At 40.5% G+C, this 21,933-nt stretch carries 25 protein-coding genes; 4 read left to right on the top strand and 21 right to left on the bottom strand.

The window, feature by feature from the left end; translation table 11 throughout:
• Positions 1-118: 118 nt before the first annotated feature.
• A complete protein-coding gene (dnaA, locus tag J0M37_03460; GenBank protein MBN8584126.1) occupies positions 119-1,693 on the bottom strand; it encodes a chromosomal replication initiator protein DnaA in 1,575 nt (524 codons plus the stop codon).
• A 965-nt stretch (positions 1,694-2,658) separates the two neighbouring features.
• Between dnaA and mnmE the strand changes: the two genes are divergently transcribed.
• The 3 genes from mnmE to rsmG all read left to right on the top strand — a co-directional run bounded on the left by mnmE (position 2,659) and on the right by rsmG (position 7,588).
• Positions 2,659-4,023, top strand: coding sequence for a tRNA uridine-5-carboxymethylaminomethyl(34) synthesis GTPase MnmE (gene mnmE / locus J0M37_03455; protein ID MBN8584125.1), 1,365 nt, complete (start codon positions 2,659-2,661; stop codon positions 4,021-4,023).
• A 606-nt stretch (positions 4,024-4,629) separates the two neighbouring features.
• Positions 4,630-6,519 carry a tRNA uridine-5-carboxymethylaminomethyl(34) synthesis enzyme MnmG gene (gene mnmG / locus J0M37_03450; GenBank protein ID MBN8584124.1) on the top strand — a complete coding sequence of 630 codons (1,890 nt, stop codon included), beginning with the start codon at positions 4,630-4,632 and terminating at the stop codon, positions 6,517-6,519.
• Between the two features lie 472 nt (positions 6,520-6,991).
• Entirely contained in the window at positions 6,992-7,588 is a 597-nt protein-coding gene (gene rsmG, locus J0M37_03445; GenBank protein MBN8584123.1) for a 16S rRNA (guanine(527)-N(7))-methyltransferase RsmG, read from the top strand.
• 100 nt (positions 7,589-7,688) lie between these two features.
• On the opposite strand, the gene J0M37_03440 is transcribed toward rsmG, so the two are convergent.
• The 8 genes from J0M37_03440 to J0M37_03405 all read right to left on the bottom strand — a co-directional run bounded on the left by J0M37_03440 (position 7,689) and on the right by J0M37_03405 (position 12,953).
• Positions 7,689-8,249, bottom strand: a complete 561-nt coding sequence (locus J0M37_03440) for a hypothetical protein (GenBank protein MBN8584122.1) — start codon at positions 8,247-8,249, stop codon at positions 7,689-7,691.
• Between the two features lie 29 nt (positions 8,250-8,278).
• On the bottom strand, positions 8,279-8,575 hold the full coding sequence (locus tag J0M37_03435) for a DUF1330 domain-containing protein (protein MBN8584121.1): 297 nt from the start codon (positions 8,573-8,575) through the stop codon (positions 8,279-8,281).
• 18 nt (positions 8,576-8,593) lie between these two features.
• Positions 8,594-9,619, bottom strand: coding sequence for a magnesium transporter CorA family protein (locus J0M37_03430; GenBank protein ID MBN8584120.1), 1,026 nt, complete (start codon positions 9,617-9,619; stop codon positions 8,594-8,596).
• A gap of 145 nt (positions 9,620-9,764) precedes the next feature.
• Complete coding sequence (locus J0M37_03425) at positions 9,765-10,595, bottom strand: N-acetyltransferase (GenBank protein MBN8584119.1); 831 nt, start codon at positions 10,593-10,595, stop codon at positions 9,765-9,767.
• 133 nt (positions 10,596-10,728) lie between these two features.
• A complete protein-coding gene (locus J0M37_03420) occupies positions 10,729-11,214 on the bottom strand; it encodes a flavodoxin domain-containing protein (GenBank protein ID MBN8584118.1) in 486 nt (161 codons plus the stop codon).
• Positions 11,215-11,333: 119 nt separating this feature from the next.
• Positions 11,334-11,858, bottom strand: coding sequence for a GNAT family N-acetyltransferase (locus J0M37_03415; GenBank protein ID MBN8584117.1), 525 nt, complete (start codon positions 11,856-11,858; stop codon positions 11,334-11,336).
• Between the two features lie 12 nt (positions 11,859-11,870).
• On the bottom strand, positions 11,871-12,308 hold the full coding sequence (locus J0M37_03410) for a MarR family transcriptional regulator (protein ID MBN8584116.1): 438 nt from the start codon (positions 12,306-12,308) through the stop codon (positions 11,871-11,873).
• Between the two features lie 81 nt (positions 12,309-12,389).
• On the bottom strand, positions 12,390-12,953 hold the full coding sequence (locus J0M37_03405; protein MBN8584115.1) for a DUF1572 family protein: 564 nt from the start codon (positions 12,951-12,953) through the stop codon (positions 12,390-12,392).
• A gap of 150 nt (positions 12,954-13,103) precedes the next feature.
• Here J0M37_03405 and nth point away from each other — a divergent pair, with 150 nt between their 5' ends.
• Complete coding sequence (gene nth, locus J0M37_03400; protein ID MBN8584114.1) at positions 13,104-13,751, top strand: endonuclease III; 648 nt, start codon at positions 13,104-13,106, stop codon at positions 13,749-13,751.
• Between the two features lie 39 nt (positions 13,752-13,790).
• Here the strand turns inward: nth and J0M37_03395 are convergent, their stop codons facing one another.
• The 12 genes from J0M37_03395 to J0M37_03340 all read right to left on the bottom strand — a co-directional run bounded on the left by J0M37_03395 (position 13,791) and on the right by J0M37_03340 (position 21,867).
• Complete coding sequence (locus tag J0M37_03395) at positions 13,791-14,318, bottom strand: hypothetical protein (protein MBN8584113.1); 528 nt, start codon at positions 14,316-14,318, stop codon at positions 13,791-13,793.
• 71 nt (positions 14,319-14,389) lie between these two features.
• Entirely contained in the window at positions 14,390-14,812 is a 423-nt protein-coding gene (locus tag J0M37_03390) for an META domain-containing protein (protein ID MBN8584112.1), read from the bottom strand.
• 4 nt (positions 14,813-14,816) lie between these two features.
• Positions 14,817-15,293 (bottom strand): META domain-containing protein, encoded by a 477-nt coding sequence (locus tag J0M37_03385; GenBank protein MBN8584111.1) that lies wholly within the window; start codon positions 15,291-15,293, stop codon positions 14,817-14,819.
• Between the two features lie 26 nt (positions 15,294-15,319).
• Positions 15,320-16,084 carry a M48 family metalloprotease gene (locus J0M37_03380; protein ID MBN8584110.1) on the bottom strand — a complete coding sequence of 255 codons (765 nt, stop codon included), beginning with the start codon at positions 16,082-16,084 and terminating at the stop codon, positions 15,320-15,322.
• Positions 16,085-16,196: 112 nt separating this feature from the next.
• Positions 16,197-16,784: a GNAT family N-acetyltransferase gene (locus tag J0M37_03375; GenBank protein ID MBN8584109.1), complete on the bottom strand. Its 588-nt coding sequence runs from the start codon at positions 16,782-16,784 to the stop codon at positions 16,197-16,199.
• A gap of 239 nt (positions 16,785-17,023) precedes the next feature.
• A complete protein-coding gene (locus J0M37_03370; GenBank protein ID MBN8584108.1) occupies positions 17,024-17,407 on the bottom strand; it encodes a hypothetical protein in 384 nt (127 codons plus the stop codon).
• 113 nt (positions 17,408-17,520) lie between these two features.
• Positions 17,521-17,868, bottom strand: coding sequence for a hypothetical protein (locus tag J0M37_03365; GenBank protein ID MBN8584107.1), 348 nt, complete (start codon positions 17,866-17,868; stop codon positions 17,521-17,523).
• Positions 17,869-18,005: 137 nt separating this feature from the next.
• Positions 18,006-18,737 carry a hypothetical protein gene (locus tag J0M37_03360; protein ID MBN8584106.1) on the bottom strand — a complete coding sequence of 244 codons (732 nt, stop codon included), beginning with the start codon at positions 18,735-18,737 and terminating at the stop codon, positions 18,006-18,008.
• A 275-nt stretch (positions 18,738-19,012) separates the two neighbouring features.
• Positions 19,013-19,480 carry a hypothetical protein gene (locus tag J0M37_03355; GenBank protein ID MBN8584105.1) on the bottom strand — a complete coding sequence of 156 codons (468 nt, stop codon included), beginning with the start codon at positions 19,478-19,480 and terminating at the stop codon, positions 19,013-19,015.
• Between the two features lie 188 nt (positions 19,481-19,668).
• Positions 19,669-20,181 carry a hypothetical protein gene (locus J0M37_03350; protein ID MBN8584104.1) on the bottom strand — a complete coding sequence of 171 codons (513 nt, stop codon included), beginning with the start codon at positions 20,179-20,181 and terminating at the stop codon, positions 19,669-19,671.
• A gap of 311 nt (positions 20,182-20,492) precedes the next feature.
• Positions 20,493-21,065 (bottom strand): hypothetical protein, encoded by a 573-nt coding sequence (locus J0M37_03345; protein MBN8584103.1) that lies wholly within the window; start codon positions 21,063-21,065, stop codon positions 20,493-20,495.
• 244 nt (positions 21,066-21,309) lie between these two features.
• A complete protein-coding gene (locus tag J0M37_03340; GenBank protein ID MBN8584102.1) occupies positions 21,310-21,867 on the bottom strand; it encodes a DUF3592 domain-containing protein in 558 nt (185 codons plus the stop codon).
• Between the last annotated feature and the right edge of the window lie 66 nt (positions 21,868-21,933).

The following is a 21,933-nucleotide window of genomic DNA, read 5'->3' as shown; positions in this document are numbered from 1 at the left end:
ACATCTTTGTTAAATATATGTCAGTTTGTTAACATCAGCCAACACACATATTATAAAAAACAAAAGCTATCCGTGTATTGTGGATAGCTTGATATAAATTTATGATGTATCAACATTTTTATGTTAATAACATCTCCTTGATTTGTTCGAGTTTATCTTTGAATGAAGGATCTTTGTTAATAACTTCTTCTATACATTTGCAGGCATGTATTACTGTTGCATGGTTCCTTCCGCCAAAGTGCGCGCCTATTGTCTGCAGCGATGATGAAGTAAGCTCCTTGCTTAGATACATAGCCGTATGGCGGGCGTGAACTATTTCCTGCTGCTTTGATTTGAGCCTTAACAATGATTCATCAATATTAAAGTATTTTGAAACCGAAGCTATTATCACGCTGATATCAATATTCTGCCTGCGGTTCTTAATGCCGCCGAATTTTAATACGCTGCGTTTGGCCATATCGATATTGATAGGGGAGCGGGTAAGTTCGGCATCGAATAACAGGCTTTTTAAGCAGCCTTCGAGTGAACGGATGTTATCCTTGATATTTAAAGCTATGAATTCGAGCACCTCATATGGAACCCCGAATCCTTCCTTTTCACACTTTTTATTTAAGATTGCAATTCTTGTTTCCAGATCAGGCGCCTGGATATCCACCGTTAAACCCCACTGGAAGCGGGTTATCAGGCGTTCTTCAAGACCTTCGAGCTGATGCGGCGGCTTATCGCATGAAAGAACTATCTGTTTCTTGAGCTGGTACAATGAGTTGAATATCTGGAAAAATGAATCCTGAGTGCTCTCTTTGCCTTCTAAGAACTGGATATCATCAACAATCAGCATATCAAGCGATTTATAAAATCTTTCAAATTCATGCGCCTTGTTCATGCGGATGCTTTGAATAAAATTGGTGGTAAAATCCGGACCCGAAAGATACATGATCTTCATCTGCGGGTTAGCAGCCTTTATCTGGTTGCCTATAGCCTGCATTAAGTGGGTTTTACCAAGTCCCACGCCGCCATAAAGCATAAGCGGGTTATACTGCGCGCCCGGTTTATTGGCAATTGATATTGCCGCAGCCGTTGCAAACTCATTATTTTTACCCTTAACAAAATTTTCAAAGGTGTATTCCGGATTCAAAAAACATTTCTGTGTTAAAGCAGGGTCGCTTTCAGGTGTTACCTGAACGGCAGTTATGCCCGGACGGTAAAAATTCGGATCAAATGTGTTCTGGTCTGTGCCGGCCTTCGTTACGTTTACGGATTCATGTGTCAGCGGGGGAGCCTCGAGTAATTCAGGCTCCTGTGAAAAGGTTGTCTTCGGGTCGATAACATAAACAATCTTTGCTTCATCGCCGAGTATCGATCTTATTGCGCGGATAACTATATCGCCAAAGCGTGAAATTATCATTTCATAATAATCCTGGCTGGGCACCGAAATTGTCAGCACACTGCCTTCAAGCGAAATAGCTTTTATCGGCTTGAACCATGTGTTAAGCTTCAGGTCTGATACATTAAGCTTAACAATATCCATGAAACGCGTCCATGTATTAAAAGCTTCCTGGCGCTTTAAATCTTCTGTGGCGATATCATCTGCAGTGTTCTTTTCAGATGAAAAAATATTTTCGTTTATATCTTTTTTTGAAATGGATTGATCTGTATAGGTATCTTCACTGTGTTGTAATTCGTGTCCGTTCAATTTCTTTTTCTAAAAAAATAATTATATAAAATGGTCAGTTAAAATATTCCGGCATAAAATTTCTGCCGGTTAATGTTTGGTTAAGTTTATATTTTAAACGAGTAAACTGTGTTAATTTAAAATTAAGATTAAAACAAACGCTTTAAATATTTAAAAACTTCAATATTCATAAAGTAATTAACAATTTAAATAAAAAACTAAAATTATGAAAATCATTGCTTTAACCTCTTGGCGGAGGTGTTGTTAACATAAAAATGTTAATAACTTTATTATATTGATATAAACAGAGGAGAGTGTTTTAAACAATTTTTAACAAGCTATGAACAGTTATTCACAACTTATTAACATTAAAAATCTCAGTCTCGCTTTGCATAATAGCTAAAAAAACCAGTTTTGTCAATGTTTTTATTGGAAATACACCTGATTTCCCCTAAATACACGCACTACGTTAATTGCGGCTTACGGTTTATTAACAATTCCGCGTAAATCCCGTTAATTGTTTAAGCTATGATATTCACGACCGCAGAGCGGTTAAATATTTATAGCTAAAAGTATTTACAAAACAGTCTGACCCCTAGGGGTCACATGTGCATATTTTTATGTGCGACTCCGCTGGAGTCGGGATGATATAGAATAATCCATTATCTATAAATGTTTGACTCATAGCGGAGTCAAATTACAAAAGTTCCCCTCATTTTTTAAGGAGGCGTGGCTCAGGCGAAGCCTGAGTCGGGGTGGTCAGAATGTTCGGCTCCTCTAGCCCCCGGGCTTCTTTCTTCTGAATATTTTTTTTCTAATAAATGACCGCAGAGCGGTCACACATTTATAGCTAAATTTATTCACAACACATTGACCCCATCGGGGTCACACGTTATAATGTATTTTGACATTTGGATTTTGACATTTGAAATTGCGTTTCTCCTTCTTCATTTTTTCACTCATCATTAATCGCTATCTTTGCTGTTATGAGCTTTGATAACAGAATAATATTTGCGCCGGCTACCATGGTGGGGGAGTCTGGCATAACAGTGATCAGACTGAGCGGAAAAGACACATTTTCGCTCGTATCTAACTGTTTATCAAAGAGTTATCTGAATTTTATCGCTGCGCCGATTGACCACTACATCTCACATACTACACATCATGGCTATTTGTTTAACGGTGCGGAATTTATCGATGAAGTTGTTGTTACATTCTACAAAGCTCCTAATTCATACACAGGCGAAGATGTAGCTGAAATTTCCACACACGGAGGAAGCTTCATTTACCGAAAAGTAAGCGAGCTGCTCAACCGGCTAGGAGCGTTTCACGCAGAGCCGGGGGAATTTTCAAAGCGAGCGTATCTGAACGGTAAGATGGATCTTGCACAGGCCGAAGCGGTTGCTGATCTTATTAAAGCTAAAACCGATGGAGCAAACAAGCTTGCTCTTGCCCAGCTCACCGGTAAATTTTCCGAAAAGATAAAAAAGCTGCGCGAAGACCTGATCAATTATTGTTCACTGCTTGAGCTTGAACTCGATTTCTCTGAAGAGGGAATTGACCTGGTTGAAAAAAACGTACTGCTTGAAAAGGTCAATAAGTTGATTGATAAATTCAAATCATTAACGCAAAGTTATGAAAGCGGCAAAATAATCAAAAACGGCGTCAATTTGGCAATAATAGGCCGACCCAATGTCGGTAAATCAAGTATTTTTAATTATTTCCTAAATGAAAATCGCGCAATTGTAAGCGATATCCCGGGTACAACCCGTGATTTTCTTGAGGAACCACTGATCATGGGCGGTATACGGTTCAATCTGGTTGATACTGCAGGTATCCGAGAAACCATAGATATCATAGAAAAAGAGGGCGTAAGGCGCTCAAAAGTTAAGATAGAAGAAGCTGATATTGTGCTTGAGATTGATGAAGTAACAAATTCAGATATTAAGGTTGACGCTCTTTCTGAAACAGACTTCAGCAGCAAGACCATTAAGGTGATTAATAAAATTGACTTAATGCCGGGGGTATCAAAACATGGATTAGCTGTTTCTGCAAAATCAGGTGAAAATATGGACGAACTTGAAAGCGCCATTATTTCCAGGGCTAAGGAGCTGATTAATAAAAATAGCCATAGTGAAGTGATAATTACCAATGAAAGACACAGAGATTGTTTGTTGAAATCTTGTGAATATCTTGTGAATGCAAAAGAACAAATTCAGCAGGGTGGCGGTAACGAGTTGATTTCATTTGAAATTAGGGCAGCTATGGATTCCATTTCTGAGATCATCGGGAAAACCGCAAATGTTGATATCTTAAACAACATATTTTCAAAATTTTGCATTGGTAAGTGATACAAATCCGCAAAAATGGGCTTTTTTTAAAGAATGTTTCCCGTGAAACATTTGTAAATTTATTAAACGTGCTATTTTTTGCTGGTTTTCTAACCCTGTTTTGTGGCTGTGGGGAAGATTCTATTTCGGAAGATGTTTCTGGTATAAATAAGATTTTATCTGTAAAATATGATATATCTTCCCCTGAGGAGTTATCCCGGTTTTACCATGATTATTTATATAACAACGAAGAAGGTAAGTTCACATATGAGCTTAGTCCTCAAACCCACGGCAGAGTGCTCGTTGTTATGATAAACCACAATCCGGTCCACCAAAATATGTCGGCAGAAAAATTTGAGCTGCTTGTTAAAAAGAATGAGACAACCTGGAAGATTGTGGTTGTAAACCGCAACTGGAAATGCCGCGGAAAAGATGAGTGGGGGATTGATCCCTGCAATTAACAACATTGTTTCACGTGAAACAATGTTATGCTTGCCACATCAGTGAGGCTGCATCATAGTTCTGCTCCATTGATAAGGATGGGTGCGCAAAGCAGAGGACAGCTTGTCCCGCCGCTGGCGGGAGGGTGCTCTGTATGAGCAAAAATCAAAAATTTTATAGCAAAAATTGTCACAACATAACAAACATTTCGATATAATCGTAATCGGCGCCGGGCATGCCGGGATTGAAGCCGCATGGACATCCTCCCGTATGGGGTGCACCGTTGGAATGGTTACCATGGATCTTGATGCAATTGGCCGAATGTCTTGTAATCCGGCTATTGGCGGTACAGCGAAGGGTCACCTGGTAAAAGAAATTGACGCGCTCGGCGGAGTAATGGGCAGAATTGCGGATGACTCCGGAATACAATTCCGTTTACTTAATAAGTCTAAAGGACCCGCCATTTGGTCACCCCGCTGCCAAAGTGACCGCGATCTGTACTCTGTTACTGCGGCAAAATACATTCGAAGCTGCCCGAATATTTCGTTAATACAGGATACTGTGGATGAGCTTGTGCGGGATTCAAACGGAAATATCTCGGGAATAAAAACTTCGCTCGGTTACGATATTTCCTGCAAGGCTGTCATAATCACAAGCGGTACCTTTCTGAATGCAGTTATGCATATGGGTCACAGCCAAAATGAAGGCGGCAGATTCGGAGAGCAATCAGCCAAAGGACTTTCTAAGTATTTGATAAATCAAGGATTTAAAACGACTCGTCTTAAAACAGGCACTCCGCCAAGGCTGCAGCTTGATACGATAAATTTTTCGGTTTGCCAGGAGCAGCCCGGAGATGAGAACCCAACACCATTTTCTGTTTTTTCAAATGGTAATTTTCCACTGCTGCCGCAGATCTCATGTTACCTTACTTATACCAACGAAGATACGCATAATATTCTGCGTACCGGCTTTGATGATTCGCCAATGTTCACCGGCAGAATTACAGGCGCGGGTCCGAGATATTGTCCATCAATAGAAGATAAAATTTTCCGCTTCGCCGATAAGTCACGCCACCAGATATTTCTTGAGCCCGAGGGAATTAATTCCAACGTGGTTTACATGAACGGCTTTTCATCAAGCCTGCCGGAGGAGATTCAGTACGCAGCATTAAAAACAATTCCTGGTTTGGAAAATGTTAAAATGATGCGCGCCGGTTATGCGGTGGAGTATGATTTCCTTCCGACCTACCAGACCGGCTTAACGCTTGAGACTAAGCTTATACCCGGACTTTATGTAGCGGGACAGATCAACGGAACATCGGGCTATGAAGAAGCCGCGGCACAGGGACTGATAGCGGGAATAAACGCAGCCCTTAAAATTAAAGGGGAAGAGCCCTTCATTCTGAAACGCAGCGAAGCATACATTGGCGTATTGATCGATGACCTGATAAACAAAATTCCCGAAGAGCCTTACCGCATTTTTACATCCTGCGCGGAATACAGGCTCATACTGAGACAGGATAATGCGGATAGAAGGCTGATGAAATACGGCAATAAGTTCGGGTTAATACCTGATGATATTTATCAGCGCACCAGAGAAAAGGAAGAGCTTATCAGTGATGGTGTGAATTATTTCAAGTCAAACTTTGCTTCGCCAAGGGATGTGAATGAATATCTGGCTTCAAAGGGCTCACCTGAGCTGAAACAGTCAGACAGGCTTTCGCAGATAATAAAACGCAATGAAACCAGCCTATCGGATTTTATCAACATACCTGCATTTGAAGGCAACCCGCTGCTGGAAATAATAAAACAGCGCCCCGAAATTATTGAACAGGTTGAAATTGAGCTGCGTTACGAAGGTTATATTACCCGGCAGGCAGAGCAGGTGGAGGCGTTCAACAAAATGGAATCGGTTGAGATACCGGAAAAATTTGATTTTAATAAAATAAAATCCCTTTCAACCGAAGGCAGGGAAAAGCTAAATAAGATCCGACCCCGCTCAATTGGCCAGGCATCACGAATCGCGGGCGTATCACCTTCTGACGCATCGATACTTTCTATTTACATTAAGGGATGAATATTGCATTTTATTAAAAAAGCTCACCTCCTCAGATGAGGAGGGGTGACACGAGCGAAGCTCGCGGTAGCTTGTCCCGCCAGAGGCGGGAGGGTGGTCTGATTAATTTAAATTCCCGGCCTTTTTACGTTCGACTCCTACGGAGTCGTTTTGCTTTAATGTTCGATTTTCTATAAACGTTTGACTCCTAACGGAGTCAACAGCGGGTTTAATTTTTGAACTTATTTGAAATGGAAAAACATTCGTTCATTCAAAAATCTCCTTCTCCAACCACTTCAGTTGTTACAATCTATTTGCTTACAAAAGAGAATCAGGATGAAAAAAGCTTGTGAGACACGCAATGACCGCATAGCGGTCACACATTTATAGCGCTTTTGTATAAGAATGAAATGACCCCGTAGGGGTCATATGTACCGCATCTACCCGCATCCATCCATTTCTTTAATCACAACAATTCACCATTTTTGCTAACATGGAAACAGAAAACTGGCAAACACTCGTAAAAGAAAAGCAATACAACGACCTGCTTATTGAATGGAATTCCAAAATTAACCTGGTATCCCGCAAAAAACCAAATGTTCTTGATCTCATTGAAGATTCCAGATTATTCTTCAACGGCATCGATTTTAAACCCGGGCTCAATATTCTTGATCTCGGAACCGGCGGGGGATTCCCCGGTATTGTGATCGCTATTCATCACCCGGAAGTTAACCTGGTGCTTGTTGATTCCATACAAAAAAAGATAAACGTAGTTTCTGATATCATAAAACGGATGGAGCTTACCAACGCCGCCGCAATATGCGGCAGGGCTGAAGCCCTGGTAACGGGCGGTTTCATGAACGGGAAAATGAAGAATCATTACGATTACGTTGTTTCTCGTTCCGTTGCAGTGCTTCAGGATCTTTGTGCATGGTCAAAAAGCCTGGTTAAACCCGGCGGTAAGCTTGTTACGCTGAAAGGCGGCGATATACGCGGCGAAATTGATAAAACACGCAGGCTGCCGTATGTTAAAAATATTCACAGGAAAGAATTCGGCGAAAGGATATTAGTTACTGTAGATTTTGTATAAGGAAAAATTTCACCCTGAGCCCTTGACTGCCGAAGTGCGATCGCAGGCAGTTGTCGAAGGGTCCTCACCCTGAGCCTGTCGAAGGGTCACATGTATCAACTTACGGCCCGTACAAAACATTATTGGCGTTCCAGTATTCCTTAGAAGATATATAATTTTCTTTAATCAGTTTGTTTTTTGAATCATATGCCCTCATATACACGATCTCATCTTTTGCGTCATTCATCTGGATATTCCCGTCTGCCTCGTTAAGTACTTCGAATTTAGCATGCAGCAAATTCATTTTTCTTATCTCATATTCCACGGCTGCAAGATCTCCGAACTCCTCATCACCTTTTAAAACACCGTCCTTATCAAGCGTGGTATATCTTTGCAGCCACCCACCGTTGAACTCAAAATATATAAATACAATCCCGCAATGATAACTCATCAGCTCATTTTTGTCTGAGACCCGGAACTTCAGAATATTACCGGCTGAATTTTTTATATTAATTTCGTGATCAGCACCCCTGATCAGTGAATAACCGGTAGTATCAAAATCCTTAACCAGAGCTGCGAATTTTAAATATTTATCATTATCACCCGGAAATGTTTCTTCAGAACACACTACCATAAACACAAAGATCATTATATAATAAACATACCTTTGAAAATTTACCATTGTTTCAACTGTATTAATTATTGAATAAATTAAGCGCCGGCTTCAAATAAAATTATTTTTTTTATGGAGCCGGTCCCAAGATGCAGGTGCTCCGCCCTTACCGGGTCACTTTTAAACCTTAAAAAATCGTCTTTTGTTTCGAATGAAATTATGTGGACCTCATAAGGCAGCTCGCCTTCGGCGGGATAAACGAAACTCTCACTTGCCGGCCTGATCCTGAACATAAGCTTACCGCCGTATTTTTCAAGCAGCGGCAGAACTATTGATTCAAACTCAAGGAAATCCTTTTCGCCGCCGTCATTTAAATAGATAAGCTGCGTTAAGATAAATTTATCCACGGTTAATTACACCCCGCCTGAGTTCCCGCCGGACTGCTTCCAGCTCTTTAACTTGCTGAATAATGATTTTCTCACAATATGCGACTGCCGGCTCATTGCATTAATACGGTTTATGAATTTCAGCGTTACCCATCCAAGCACCCCCATTGCCCCAATAAAAATGCCGTATGATAACTTCCAGTCCATGCCATCGGTCATCATACTGTATTCGCTCATTCCCCCAATGCTTGCCAGCAGGTTCAGCGGCAGGAAAATTATATTTATCATCGTAAGGTTCTTTATCAGCACGTTCATGTTATTGTTTATGATATTGCCGCGCGCATCCATTAAACCCGATAGTACCGATGAATAAATTTCCGCCTGCTTTAAACACTGGTTATTTTCGATAATTATATCTTCAAGCTGCTCGAACCTCTCATCGTTACCGTGAAAGGCATCCCCCGAATGTTTTTCGAAGTAATTCCGCAGCTTTATCAGCACGGTCAGATTTGAACTTATAGCATTAATATAATAAATTAAGCTTTCGCTCAGGTTGAACATCTGGATAAGATACTCATTTTCCATTGATGCGTTGAGCTTAATCTGTATTTCCCGTGAAATTATCTTCATCGCCTTAATGTGATCCAGGTAGTGGCGAATTGAGTTATAAAGGAATTTAATTATTATATCCATTAATGAATTGAACTGAAGGCTGTTCTTTTGATCAAATAACGATACATCTTCGGGCAGCACAACCACCAGCTTATCTTTGAATAGGAATAAACCGATCGAAGATACACCGAAAAGGAAGTTATCTGAGCTTAAGTAATTCTTCGGACGCTTCCATATGATAAAAATGTTATCATCTTCAAACTCAATACGAGATATTTCATCCGGGTCGGTGGCTGATTCAACATTATGCCTGTCGATATTATATTCTTTTTCTATAAATTCCTTTTCATCGTTATCCGGATTTACATAAACCCACACCCTGCAATCACTGTCGGATGTTTCCGCCAGAGCACCATTTGAAAAATTATACTTCTGCAGCATAAAACCCCCTTAATGAATATAAAAAGTAATATACAGTACAAAAGTAAACATAATATTATGTAATTTAAATTTAAAACGTAAAAGTCTGCCAACAAAAAAGGGGCTTATCAGCCCCCGGGTTATCAATTTAAAACATTTAATAATTTTACATCACTGTATTGTTATCAGCAGGTTTATCGCCTCCTGAATTTTCATCTGTCTGATCGTTGGTGTTTATTTCAATGTTTTCATCAGCCGGTGCATTTACCGGAGAATTTTCTTCCTGCGAAATCACGGTTTCGGTTTCCTGTTCGGCGATTGTGATCTCAGCGGACTCAGCAACCCCGGGGTTATTGAATGTGTTTAAAGCTATATTTCTTGCTTCAAGCATTACAGATTCTTCGAGTTTTGCTTTTTCTTCCAGCTTCGCTTTTTCATCTGCACGTTTTTTATCTGCCTCAGCAAGTGTTAAGAATTCACGCGGGAACATTACTGTACCGATAATACCTCTTAGGGCATTGCGTGAAATTTCTTTCGCCATAAAATTCTCATCCGGTACGCCAAGCGTGGTGCGAAGCTTCATTGTAACCGCAGGCTTAAAGCCGAAGGCGGCGTAATAAGCCGGGTCGCCAACAACAATAACAGCGCCGAAACCAACTTCCTTCGCGCGCTCTAATCCTTCGTTAACCAGGGCCTTGCCAATTCCTTTTCTTTGATGTTCCGGGTGTACGGCTATGGGTCCCAGTACCAGACACTTGAACCTTCTGCCGCGGTGTGTTATAAATCCTTTTGAAAACAGAACGTGCCCGAGGATAACATCTTCCTTTACTGCCACAAGAGAAAAACCGAACTCATAGCTTTTGGTTTTCCTTATGGCGTTCACCAGGTTTGCTTCATCCTCCCTGCCGAAAGCAAGACGGTTTATTTCTGTGATTGTATCGTAATCGGCTGCCTTTTCGCCCCTTACATACAGCTCCTTAGCCCATTGGTCTCTCATTGAATCCTTTAATAATAATTTGATTTGAACAGTATATTTTTAATATCAGCAAAAATAACAATTATTAGGCACAATTAAAAAGTAAACCGTAAAAATCATTTAATGGCCTTAATTTAAGCCAATACATCACTGTTTATTTTATCTCTTTCAGGAATTTTTCCACGGCTTCGGTATCGATATCGTGAACAGATTCCCGTGTATTGGCGACTTTTCTTACAACAAGCCTTTCTATGAAGTTCATTTTCTCAAGCAGAAACTCGCCGCCCATTATTGCCTTAGCCGATGCATGCTTCTTCAGGTTTTCGGGGAAGGCGTCTTCAAACTCCTTCTGCCTTTTTTGATCATCGGTTTCCATGCAGCAGATATACAGCCCGAGCTTTTTTGTGCGCAGCACATCGGTATGCCTCTCGCAGAATGTTCTTATCTCGCGCTGAATTTTACCAACGTGAATTGAACCGCCGATTATTATTCTTTCATAACTTACCAGGTGTGGCTGCCTTGTTTTTGCGAGATCTATTACGCGGACTTCGCTGCCATCAGAAGAAAGATCCTTCGCCAGCATATACGCTACTTTTTCCGTGGTGCCGTGTTTGGTTTTAAAGATTATTGCCGTTTTCATTTTTGTGAAATATAATTATCTAAAGGGATGGCTTGGCGGCCGGAGATGAGCGCATTCAATTAAGGTACTTAACAAAAATAGTTTAATGGAACATATCAAACAATGCAAAAAGGCGTATTTTAGAGCTTTTTCACCATTAACGCGTTAATAAAAAGCTCTCCTTTATACAGGTCGCTTATATCTTCTTTATGTTCATAACCCATTTTTAGGAAAAATCCTTTTGCGGTTTTACTTACGTGTGAATATATTTCCGGATTTTTCTGCTCTTTAGCTTTTTGTTCTATCGCTGCCAGCAGCTTAGAGGCAACACCGCATCTTTGAAAGTCTTTGCTAATATACATAAAATCCAGGTAACCATCCTTTGCCAGTGAAGAGAATCCGGCAACAATATTACTCCCCTCCTTTTTTAAGGAGGGGTCGGGCTTTAGCCCGGGGGTGGTATGTTCTTCTGCCAGCACAAAATACTGATCCTTTAAAGCATCCTCCCACCTTTTAAAAATAAGTGCGCCATCAGCCCAAACTTTAATTTGAGCCGGCGTGTAATCCTTAGCGTTAACAGTAAACACAGTCTGCCTGTTCATTTCAATAATATCCGGAATATCATCAATCACAGCGGTTCTTAATTTTATATTGGGTGAATTCATTTTATATTTTGCTTACGCGCAGTTTTTAGAAATGGATTTAAATATCTTTTTAAGCTTGCGAAGCCTTTTTTCTTTAATACCCTCAACAGCTGCAGCAGAAAACTTAGTTATCACCTCTGTAGCTTTATTATATTCTTTTTCACCGTGATTGCTCACCCTGAGTAAATATTTTCTTCTGTTTTGCGGATTAGTTTGCCGCGCCACCAACCCCTTGGTATTTAATATTTCAATTATCCTCGTAACTGAAGCGGTATCTTTAGAGGTTTTTGCTGCTATTTCCGCTTGTGTTATATCTGTATAATTAACAATAATATCCAAAACCTGCCATTGGTCAAAGGTTATCTGAACTCCAAAATGTTCAAGCTTTGCGTTAATCAGCTTTTTATACCGTTTTAGTGAAGTTTCTAAAGTATTGAAAAACTCAATGTTATTAGCGTCAGCAGTTTTCATCTGATAAATATAATATGATATATCAATAATTGATATATCAATAAATAGGCTGTTTTATATTTATTTTATTATCTGCGATATTTATTCTTTTTTTAGAAATTCGTCCGTAAAGTGTTCTTTATGCTTATCTGCTGCAAATTTTGCATCATTAAAAGCTTTTGAGCTGTATTTGGGGATTGAAAGGGATTTCCATTCATTGCTGTACATTTTTCCGATATATACTATTTGCCCAATGTGGTATGAATAATGCGCAAGCTGCCTGTATATAGCCTCTGACACTGTATGTCCCTGGTTACGGATATAAATAGTTTTGTTCATATCTTCCGGCTTAAGATCATTTAATGCCGCAAACAAACAATTCCATCCCTCATTCCATTTATTGATCAGCTCATCTTTGTTGGTTATATCTGATTCAAATTCTGCATCGCGGTTGCGCCATTTTTTTTCACCGTCAGTTGTCAGAAAATCTGTCCACCTTGAAAGCATATTGCCCCAAAGGTGTTTTACTATTACCGCAATACTGTTGCTTTCTGTATTGAACTGCCTGAAGAGCATTTCATCGGTAAGCTGCGAAAAAGTTTTTTCGCCCAGCATTTTGTAGTATTCAAATTGTTTTAAAATTCCTTTTAATTCTTCTGTATCCATATCCTCAAAAATATAAATTTGAATAAATTAGTTAACAGAATAAATTAAAACAATTCAGTTTATTACTTTTTAAATTATTATAATTAAATCATTCTAATTACATTTTAATATTAAACATAATTTATAAAATTACAATAAATATCAGCAAATATGGAATCATTAAAAAATAAAAAGTCCCGTGCTTTAAAGATACTCGATAAACTTTCGAACGAATATCCGGGTGCAGGCTGCCACCTGGATTATAAAAATCCGTTCGAGCTGCTGATATCAACTCTGCTTGCAGCGCAGTGTACCGATGAAAGAGTGAATGCTGTAATGGTGCCATTGTATAAAAAATATAAAACACCCCGGGATTTTCTTAAGCTCGCACAAACTGAGCTTGAGCATGAGCTGCGCTCCATTAACTTTTACCGCAATAAAACCAAAAGCGTATTAAGCTGCTGCGCTTCGCTTGTTAATGAGCATAAAGGTGAAGTGCCCAATACTATGGATGAGCTCACCAAGCTTGCTGGAGTTGGCAGAAAAACCGCGAACGTTGTGCTGGGTAATTGTTTCGGCCAGCCCGCAATTATGACCGATACACACTTAAACCGGGTCTCACAAAGGCTTGGATTGACCGATAGCGATAAACCTGAAAAGATCGAAATGGAACTGAAGGAAATTATTCCGGATGAGCAGCAGGTAAAATATTCACATGTTATAGGCCAGCACGGAAGGTCAATTTGCAAAGCGAAAAAGCCGCTTTGCGGGGAGTGTGTAGTATGCGCACTTTGCCCAAGCTGCAATAGTTTCAATTAACAATGAACATTGAATAATGAAAAATGAAAAATGCAGCTATTAGATTTGATTCACTTTAGAACGACTGGTTGATCTCCATCCCAACAATCGTTTTCCGAATTTTGAATATTCAACAATAACACTATCTCCCTGTTTCATATTCTCAAATTCATTTTTATCGATCGGAATTCTGACCAATCTGTATGGCAGCCCCGCTGCTGTAAAATAGAAATGCTGTTTACCCCTGTATTTTGTGCAGCCCGTTGATGTTACATAAGTGCTTACACAGATCTTTATTTTATTCTTAAGATCTTTGTACAAGCCATATAACATAAAGTAAACTGACCACAGGAAAACAACACCAAATACAATCACAATTCCGGTAACGGCTGAACCATAGCTCATGATATCAAGCATTGCTTTATTGCCGCTGTACTTAGGCGGCAGGAACGGTAATATGACCGAAAGAATCAGAATAACAATCCCTGCAATCTGCAATTCGCTCTTGGATTTACACATTGCCATCTCAAGCTTTGCCAGATCTTCAAATGTGCAGGGTCTTTCTTCTTTTTGTATGCCGTTATTCATAGATATAAAAAACCTGCGGTTCTATAAAATGTTTTCAAGAGCCGCAGGGTTAAAATTTAGAATTAAAACTTCTAATTGGCTTTGAATCTCGCTATCACCAGGCCAACGTTATCATAAAAATAAAGCTTATCGCCTGAGATACGGTATGAAAATACCTTTCCAAGTATTTTAAAATACTCCTGTTCAGATTTAAGTTCATCACATGCCATTTCAGTGGAATATAAGCCGCCAAAATAGAGTTTATTGGAGCTCTTTATATAAGGTCCACCGTAAGTATTACAGGGAGCCTTGCCGTTAACATTTTGTTCAGTTCCGTCAAACTTTATTGTAACGTCTTTACCCGCCGCCGCTTCATATTTATTACCGCCGATCTCATATAATACCCACTCAGTGCCCGTAAGCGGCTTGTTATTGCTGCTGCTGCTGTCCGAAGAACTACATCCCGCCGCAAAAATTACAGTAACGAGTAATAATATTATATATAATGGTTTCATAATTTTATTTTGTGAATACGGCAAGTGTTTTTCCTTTGCCCGTTAAGCTAAGCTTGCCGCCTGAAACCGAATAACTATCAACGCTGCCAAGCATGGAAAAATAATCGGCTTCATTCAGGTTGTCATCGCACATCATCTTTGTGGAGCCGATCTCAGAAAATGACAGCTTGCCTGAGTTTGTAATGTAGCTGCCGAAATATTTATTGCATACTGCAGTACCGCCTATACCCTGTTTTGATCCGTCAAAGCTCAGCGTAATGGGTTTTCCGCTGTTAAGCTTAACGGCGCTGCCGTTTAATGATTCCAGTTTCCACTCGATCCCTTCGAGCTTACCCGAAGTTGTAGCTTCTTTGGTACCCGAGCAGCTGCTTAAAATTAAAACAAAAAATAAAGCTGTAAGTAAAGTGAATATATTTATTGTTTTCATGTTGGTTATATAAAATCCTGAACGCAGTGAAGGATCTCTATTTTTATCATTCAATTATTGTTCAGTTAAAATAATAATTTCTACTGTTTCTTTTTATACCTGGCAATTACCTCTTTGAGCTTTTCAATGCGGTTATCCGGACTCGGGTGCGTGCTCATGAATTCCGGCTGGTTTCCGCCGCCCGATGCTTCCTTCAGTATCCGCATTACATCGATCATAGCTTCCGGGTTATAACCCGCCTGGACCATGTATTTCACCCCGTAATCATCAGATTCAAGCTCATCTTCCCTGCCGTATTTCATGTTGATCATATTGCCAACAAACCTCGAGATCATACCCGGGTCACCTGTCGCAATATCTGTTGCCTGAATCAGCCCCTGTGTTAATTCCTGCTTGGCAATATGCTCAGCGCCATGTCGGTTTATCACATGACCTATTTCATGACCAAGAACGCCTGCTAACTGGTCTTCAGTTTTTAGCCTGTTAAGCAGTGCGTAAGTTATAAATATCTGACCGCCGGGCAGCGCAAAAGCATTAACTGTATTTGCATCAGCAAGCAAATAAAATTCAAATTTATAGGGCGAGCTTCCCGCTTCGGTTGATTGCACCAGCTTATTTCCAACTCTGTCAACATATACCTGAAGCTTATTATTTGGATGTTCGCCTCCAAATTCCGATATCATCTCGGGAACGCTTTGCAAACCCAGCTTAATTTCTTCATCTACAGTAAGGCTTACTCTTTGTTTTTCACCCGTAACCGGGTTCTCATCCGTTTTGAGGAAATAGGAAATTACCGCTATTATAGCGATAAAAATTCCGATAATTATTCTTATTTTATAGTTCATATTAATCCTGTATCCCGCGCTAATTATGCGGGAAAAACTCCGTGAAGGATCTCATTCAGAAACGCGATAAAGATAAATTATTAAAAGTATCAATTTAATGAAATCATCTGGTCTATGAGATTCTTCGTTCGCTTTGCTCTCTCAGAATGGACTTCACTTCTTCCCATTCACTTTCTATAATACTATAATAAACGGAATGCCTGAAAGTTCCGTCTTCTCTTATCATATGGTTGCGAAGAGTGCCTTCATATTTAGCGCCTATTTTTTCCATAGCTCTTTGTGAACGTTTGTTATTGCTGTCAGTTTTGAAAAATACTCTTATTAATCCCAGCTTTTCAAAACAGTATTGCAGCAAAAGAAGCTTGCACTCCGCGTTAAAACCGGTGCCATGAAGCTCTTTAGCAAGCCACGTTCTGCCTATTTCCAGTGAGCGCGATGCCGGCTGAATATCCAGGAAGCTTGTGCCGCCTTTCATCCTGCCGGAGGCTTTATCTATAATAGTGAACGTAAAGCCTTTGCCTGATTCAGCTTCCGCAAGTGAGCCTTTGAGGAATTCCTTAAACTTCTCTAAACTTCCCATTTTGCGGAAGGTATAATGTGTCCACAGGTCTTCTTCTTTGGCTGAATCCCAAAGTTCTTCAGCATGCGCCATGCTTAAGGGAATTAACTTAACCCTTTTGCCTTCAAGCGCTTCCGGCATTTTCAAATTCTCGGTCATTATCAAAGGTTAAAACTATGCATGAATCAACTGATCCGGATCATCCCCCGACAAGCTCGGGATGAGAAATAACTCTAAGTATTTTACCCTGAACCTCTCGAAGGGTCTCTCACCCTGAGCTTGTCGAAGGGTCTCTCACCCTGAGCTTGTCGAAGGGTCTCTCACCCTGAGCTTGTCGAAGGGTATCTCACCCTGAGCTTGTCGAAGGGTGAAATGTTTCCTCAAAACTTAAACGGCTTCGTACAGGGATCACATTGGAATCCCATAACAGTACCAACACTGTGCCACTCACCTGATTTTTTAATGTGTACATATGCCAGGTCAACACCCTGCTTTAGTTTTTTTCCGTCCTTATCTTTACCTTCTATCCAAACCTGGAAATATGGCTGGTTCTCTATGGATTTGTAATATATCCGGGTCACTTTAATTTTCATCTTTTCGTCATTATCACAGCAGGCGCACCAAAGAATTACATTCTTGACCTTGTTTTCTTTGAAATAATCAACTGTCTGCATTGCCTGCTCTTCCGATATCCAGGCAAGCTGGTCAGCATAAATGAATTTTACTGACACAAGCAAAAATAAAACCAATAAAAGCCTTTTCATAGATAATATATCTCCGGTAATATTTAATTTATTACATCAAATATAACTGGAAATTTGAAAATAATTAATGTGATAAAAGCTCATAAAGGTGCGGTGCGCCGGGATAGTAAAAATTAAAGCTCAGTTACTTCAAACGGAGCATTTGGATTGGATCTGAATATCTCTTCAAAAATATATAAAATATCAGCGGCTATTTTTTCTGCGGAATCTTCGTTTCCGGCATAATACCTGCGGCTGTAGTTGCCTCCTTCTTCAAGATGAAACCCCAGTTCCGTGAACTTGCTTTCAAGCCCGATATCTATTGCTGAATGATAATGGTGGCTTACAGCTTCGCAGTATATATCTGATGGCAGCGCAGCCGCTGCCTGCACGTAATGGTCTTCGATGGCAAATATCGCTGCGCTTTTTTCCCTGAAGATCCAGTTCAATGTATCTGCTATAATCTGTTTATCTGCCGCCATTTGTTTTTTCCCTGAGTTTAATTACAATAAAACAAATATTTCTAACTCTCAGCAATTAAAATTAAGGGATAGATAATCCGGTCATAATTTAAAACAAATTACTCTGTTTATAAGATTCAGGGCAATGTACAGAAAAATTACATCATGAACATCGGATTTGTAAGCCTTTCGTTCATATCACGCTCGTAATACTGCTTTTTATCGGGTACATTTTCCATAAGGTAGGTATAGAATTTACGGTAATACTCTTTCATTGCGCTTTTATCTGTGCGGGCCTTCAGCTTTTCATCAAACGCGTATTCTTCCGCCAGGGGAGTAATAACATACCACTCAAGCGCACGCACCCTGTCATCAGGCTGGTACGTGTTAACCGAGCCGCAGCTTTCACACTTTATGTTAACCGCCATAAATGAATATACATTTATCTTCAAATCAGCAGCGCATTGGGTGCAGCGGTGCATTTTTTTCTCGTCAATGTGCGCGTTAACATTTTCCAGTATCTTCCTTGCGGCGCGTGCAGCCAGCTTGTTTTCAAACTTCAGGTATTCAATTTCCATCCAGTTCTTAAGTACATGCGTTTTGCCGCGCTCCTGCGAGATCAGCCCCGAAGATGCGCCTGCTGCGCGCATTTCGCTTTCAAATTTTCCGGCAGCGCCGTCAACTTTTTCTGAAAGCTGCGTAACGGTCTGGTTCTTTAAGCCGTTTGAAATGTTGTGAATGATAATGTTATCGAACTGAAGGTTCGCTATTACATTATCAAGCGGTGCCTCTGTCTGCTGAAGCACTTCATAATAGCGCGCTTCTATTTTTTTCAGGAACCCGTTCCATCTTGTAACAAGATCCTGTACTGCCTGGGATGAGTCTGCCATAATTATACCCTGAGTGAAACGAAGGGTCTCATTCGGAGAGCATTCGCTTCGATAATTTATAGAATAAGTTAATTATCATAAACCAGCCCACGGATTTATCCGCGGGCACAATAAAGTGATTATACTCATAACCGTTTCAACGGTTTATTAAAACGTCAATCAGGGCTAAAGCCCGAATATTGGGGAATTTCGTTAAACCCCGCTCTAAAGAGCGGGGCTAATCAAAAACTATATGTCTTTCAAGTCGCAGTCTCACTGAAAGCGGGATGCCTTACCTACGCTCTTTCAAAAAGCTCGCTGCCGCAGAACATACAGTTATCATACTGCATTTCCTCAAGGCGCGGTGCGCCGCAATTCTTGCATTTGATAGTGTTATGCTTGGCTTTCTGCAGGCCCTGTGAGTATTTCTGGGTGCCTGTTGATGCGTTGGCGAAAATATCACCCAGCCCGGTAAACGGCTTGATCTTCTGGTAATACTCCAGCACCTTCTGGTCCATTGCGAAATTCTTAGCGTCATTGGGATGCTTCGCCATGATCTTTTCCATCACGCGGCGCAGCTCTATTGGGAAAGCCCCGCGCGCAATTTTCATTTCCGACTCAAGCAGCTCTTTTTTTAAGCCCTCACTCAGCGGCTCCGCGCCGTACTGCTGCATGAATTCATACCAGGCGGCATCTCCTCCTTTATTTGAATGCCACGCCTTCTGAAATGCAGCGTCAATTTCTTTGTTAAATTCTGTCATCATATACCCTGAACGCAGTGAAGGGTCTCATTGATTAAACCTTTACTGCAATGTTTAAAAAACTATATTTATGAATTGAAACGACCACCCCATCCCGCTTTCAGCGGGATTTCCCCTCCTTGGGAAAGGAGGGGAGCTTTGTTTATCCTCAAAAAAAACTGCAACCTTTAATTTGCAATCTGCAATTTCTCTTAAAACTCCAGGTCGCTGTGTGAATCAGGCTTCATTGCTTCATACTTTGCCTTGTATTCATTCATCAGGTTATTCATTTTCATAGCCAGTGAAAAATCGCTCATCATCTGGCCGGACCAGTAAGAGCTGACATTGCTGTAATCAGCAACAGTCATGCCGAAATCCTTAAGCACATCCTGCGCGTCACGGCCCTGCTTGCCAAGCACATCCTGTGCTACCATTGCCTCAATGTATTTTTCAAAGCTGATCGATTGTGCCGCTGCTGCGCCGCCTTTGCCAAGGTTGCCGCTGGCTGACTGGTTGAATGCTGCCGCATACTTGGTTGAAATTGTGAACGATGTATCGTTCTTCATTCTCGCAAGCCACTCTTCGTTAACGCGGTCCCATTTCGGTGCGTCTATTCCAAGCAAACCGCAGATCTCTTCCTTGGTTGTGCCTGATGTCATTTTTGCGTTTGCTGTTGCCCAGTCTTCAAGTGTTACGCCTTCAACAGGCTCTAAAATGCTTGACATATTGTTACTCTCCTTTAAGTTTTTAATGTATTAATGATGTTAAAATAGTTATTAGTGATTAATAATAAAAGACTGCTTAAGGTGTTTTTTGCGGAAAAAATATTCAGAATGTTTTAAGGGAATTTTGTTATTTATTTTGCTGATTTTATGTGAAACCGGTATAAATTTTATATTTTTAAGCCGACGTTGTGCCTGACTGCAATAGGCAGTTTTTCACCACTGTCCAAATTGTTCTGTTGCTGGTGACGCTTCGCTAAAACTGGCGGAGCAGTTAAACACCAACAACGGCGGTGATTGTATTATGCAATTCATTAAAACTTAATATCATCATGAGTGCCGTCATCCTGGATGATCTTCTCATACTTTGCGCGGTACTCCATCATCAGGTTCTGGAATTTCATTCCTAGCCCCATCGGGCTCATAAATATTTTCTTGGTATAATAGCTGCTTAAGTTGCTGTAATCAGCAACCGTAAGCCCGAAATCCTTCAGCACATCCTGCGCGTCACGGCCCTGCCTTCCCAGGTAATCCATCGCTACCATAACCTCCGCGTATTTTTCAATTGGGTAAGTCTGGTCATTAAAATCCTTTTTTTGAGGAAGGTTGCCTGCCGCATTGTTATTGAATATAGATGCATACTTCATGGAAAGAGTGAATGTTTTATCGTTCTTCATTCGTGAAAGCCATTCTTCATTGGCTCTATCCCACCGGGGGCGGTCAACCCCAAGCAGCTTTGCTGTTTCATCAACTGATTTGCCGGAAGCTATGCCCGCATTAGCCTTCGCCCAGTCCTCAAATGAAATTCCTTCAACCGGGGCAAGCACATCCTTGCCTCCGTTTATCACCTGGTGAAATCCTTTGAAAATACTATTTAATATTCCCATGATTACATTACCCGCGAAAGCGGGTATCTCTATTTAAAATTATTGAATGATTATTAATTTGTTCCAAAAACTCACTCCGTGTTCAATAGGTTAGGTCTTTCTGAGAATAACACCACTATAATTTCGTCTGGATCCTTCCTTAGAAACAAGGCAAGCGCTTCGCTCAGGATTACATTACTTTATGTCAGCCAGAGTCCCGCTGCAAGAGCGTGATTTATTTCCCCGAAACCGATCTTTCAACCCCTCACCCAATACTCACATACGATGAAGTTCCGCTGTTAGTATTAGAGCTCATATTTTTCGCCGGCTTATTCCTTTTAAACCCTGAATAAATCAGCCATATTCCTATGGGGAATATAATTACAGCGCATATAAAAAGAGCTGCAGTCCCGGTCCACTTTTCCCAAACGGAATCTATAAAAGCCTCTTCAGGATTTGCTTCATTGTAAAACATATCGACCTTTTCGCCAACATCATATGCAGGCGGGTCACTGGAATTTGCAGAAGTATAAATAAATTCCCTGCCGTTTTTATCTTTGTACTTCAATATAGGCTTATAGGTTGTTCCCACATCCACATTACCCTTCACTTCTTTCAGCTCAATTACCGTGCCCGTGGTTTTTGTAAATGTAGCTGCTTCGTTGATACGGGTCTTGTATAAGTATATCCCTGCAGCAAAGAGTACAATGGAAGTGAACATAAAAAAAAGACCCATAACAACATAACCAATCCTTCTGCCTGTACTGTAAACAGAGTTAACCGTGTTCAGGGTTCTATCTATTGCGTTTTCATATTTATCCATTTTTTTCTTCTTTTTATATTCCTCTCCCCATAGAGGGAGAGGTAATTTACGAATTTAATTATTATT

The organism is Ignavibacteria bacterium, from assembly GCA_017303675.1.
In the GTDB taxonomy this organism is placed as follows: Bacteria; Bacteroidota; Ignavibacteria; order Tepidaquicellales; family OLB5; genus OLB5.
This window is presented reverse-complemented; position numbering and strand designations above follow the sequence as displayed.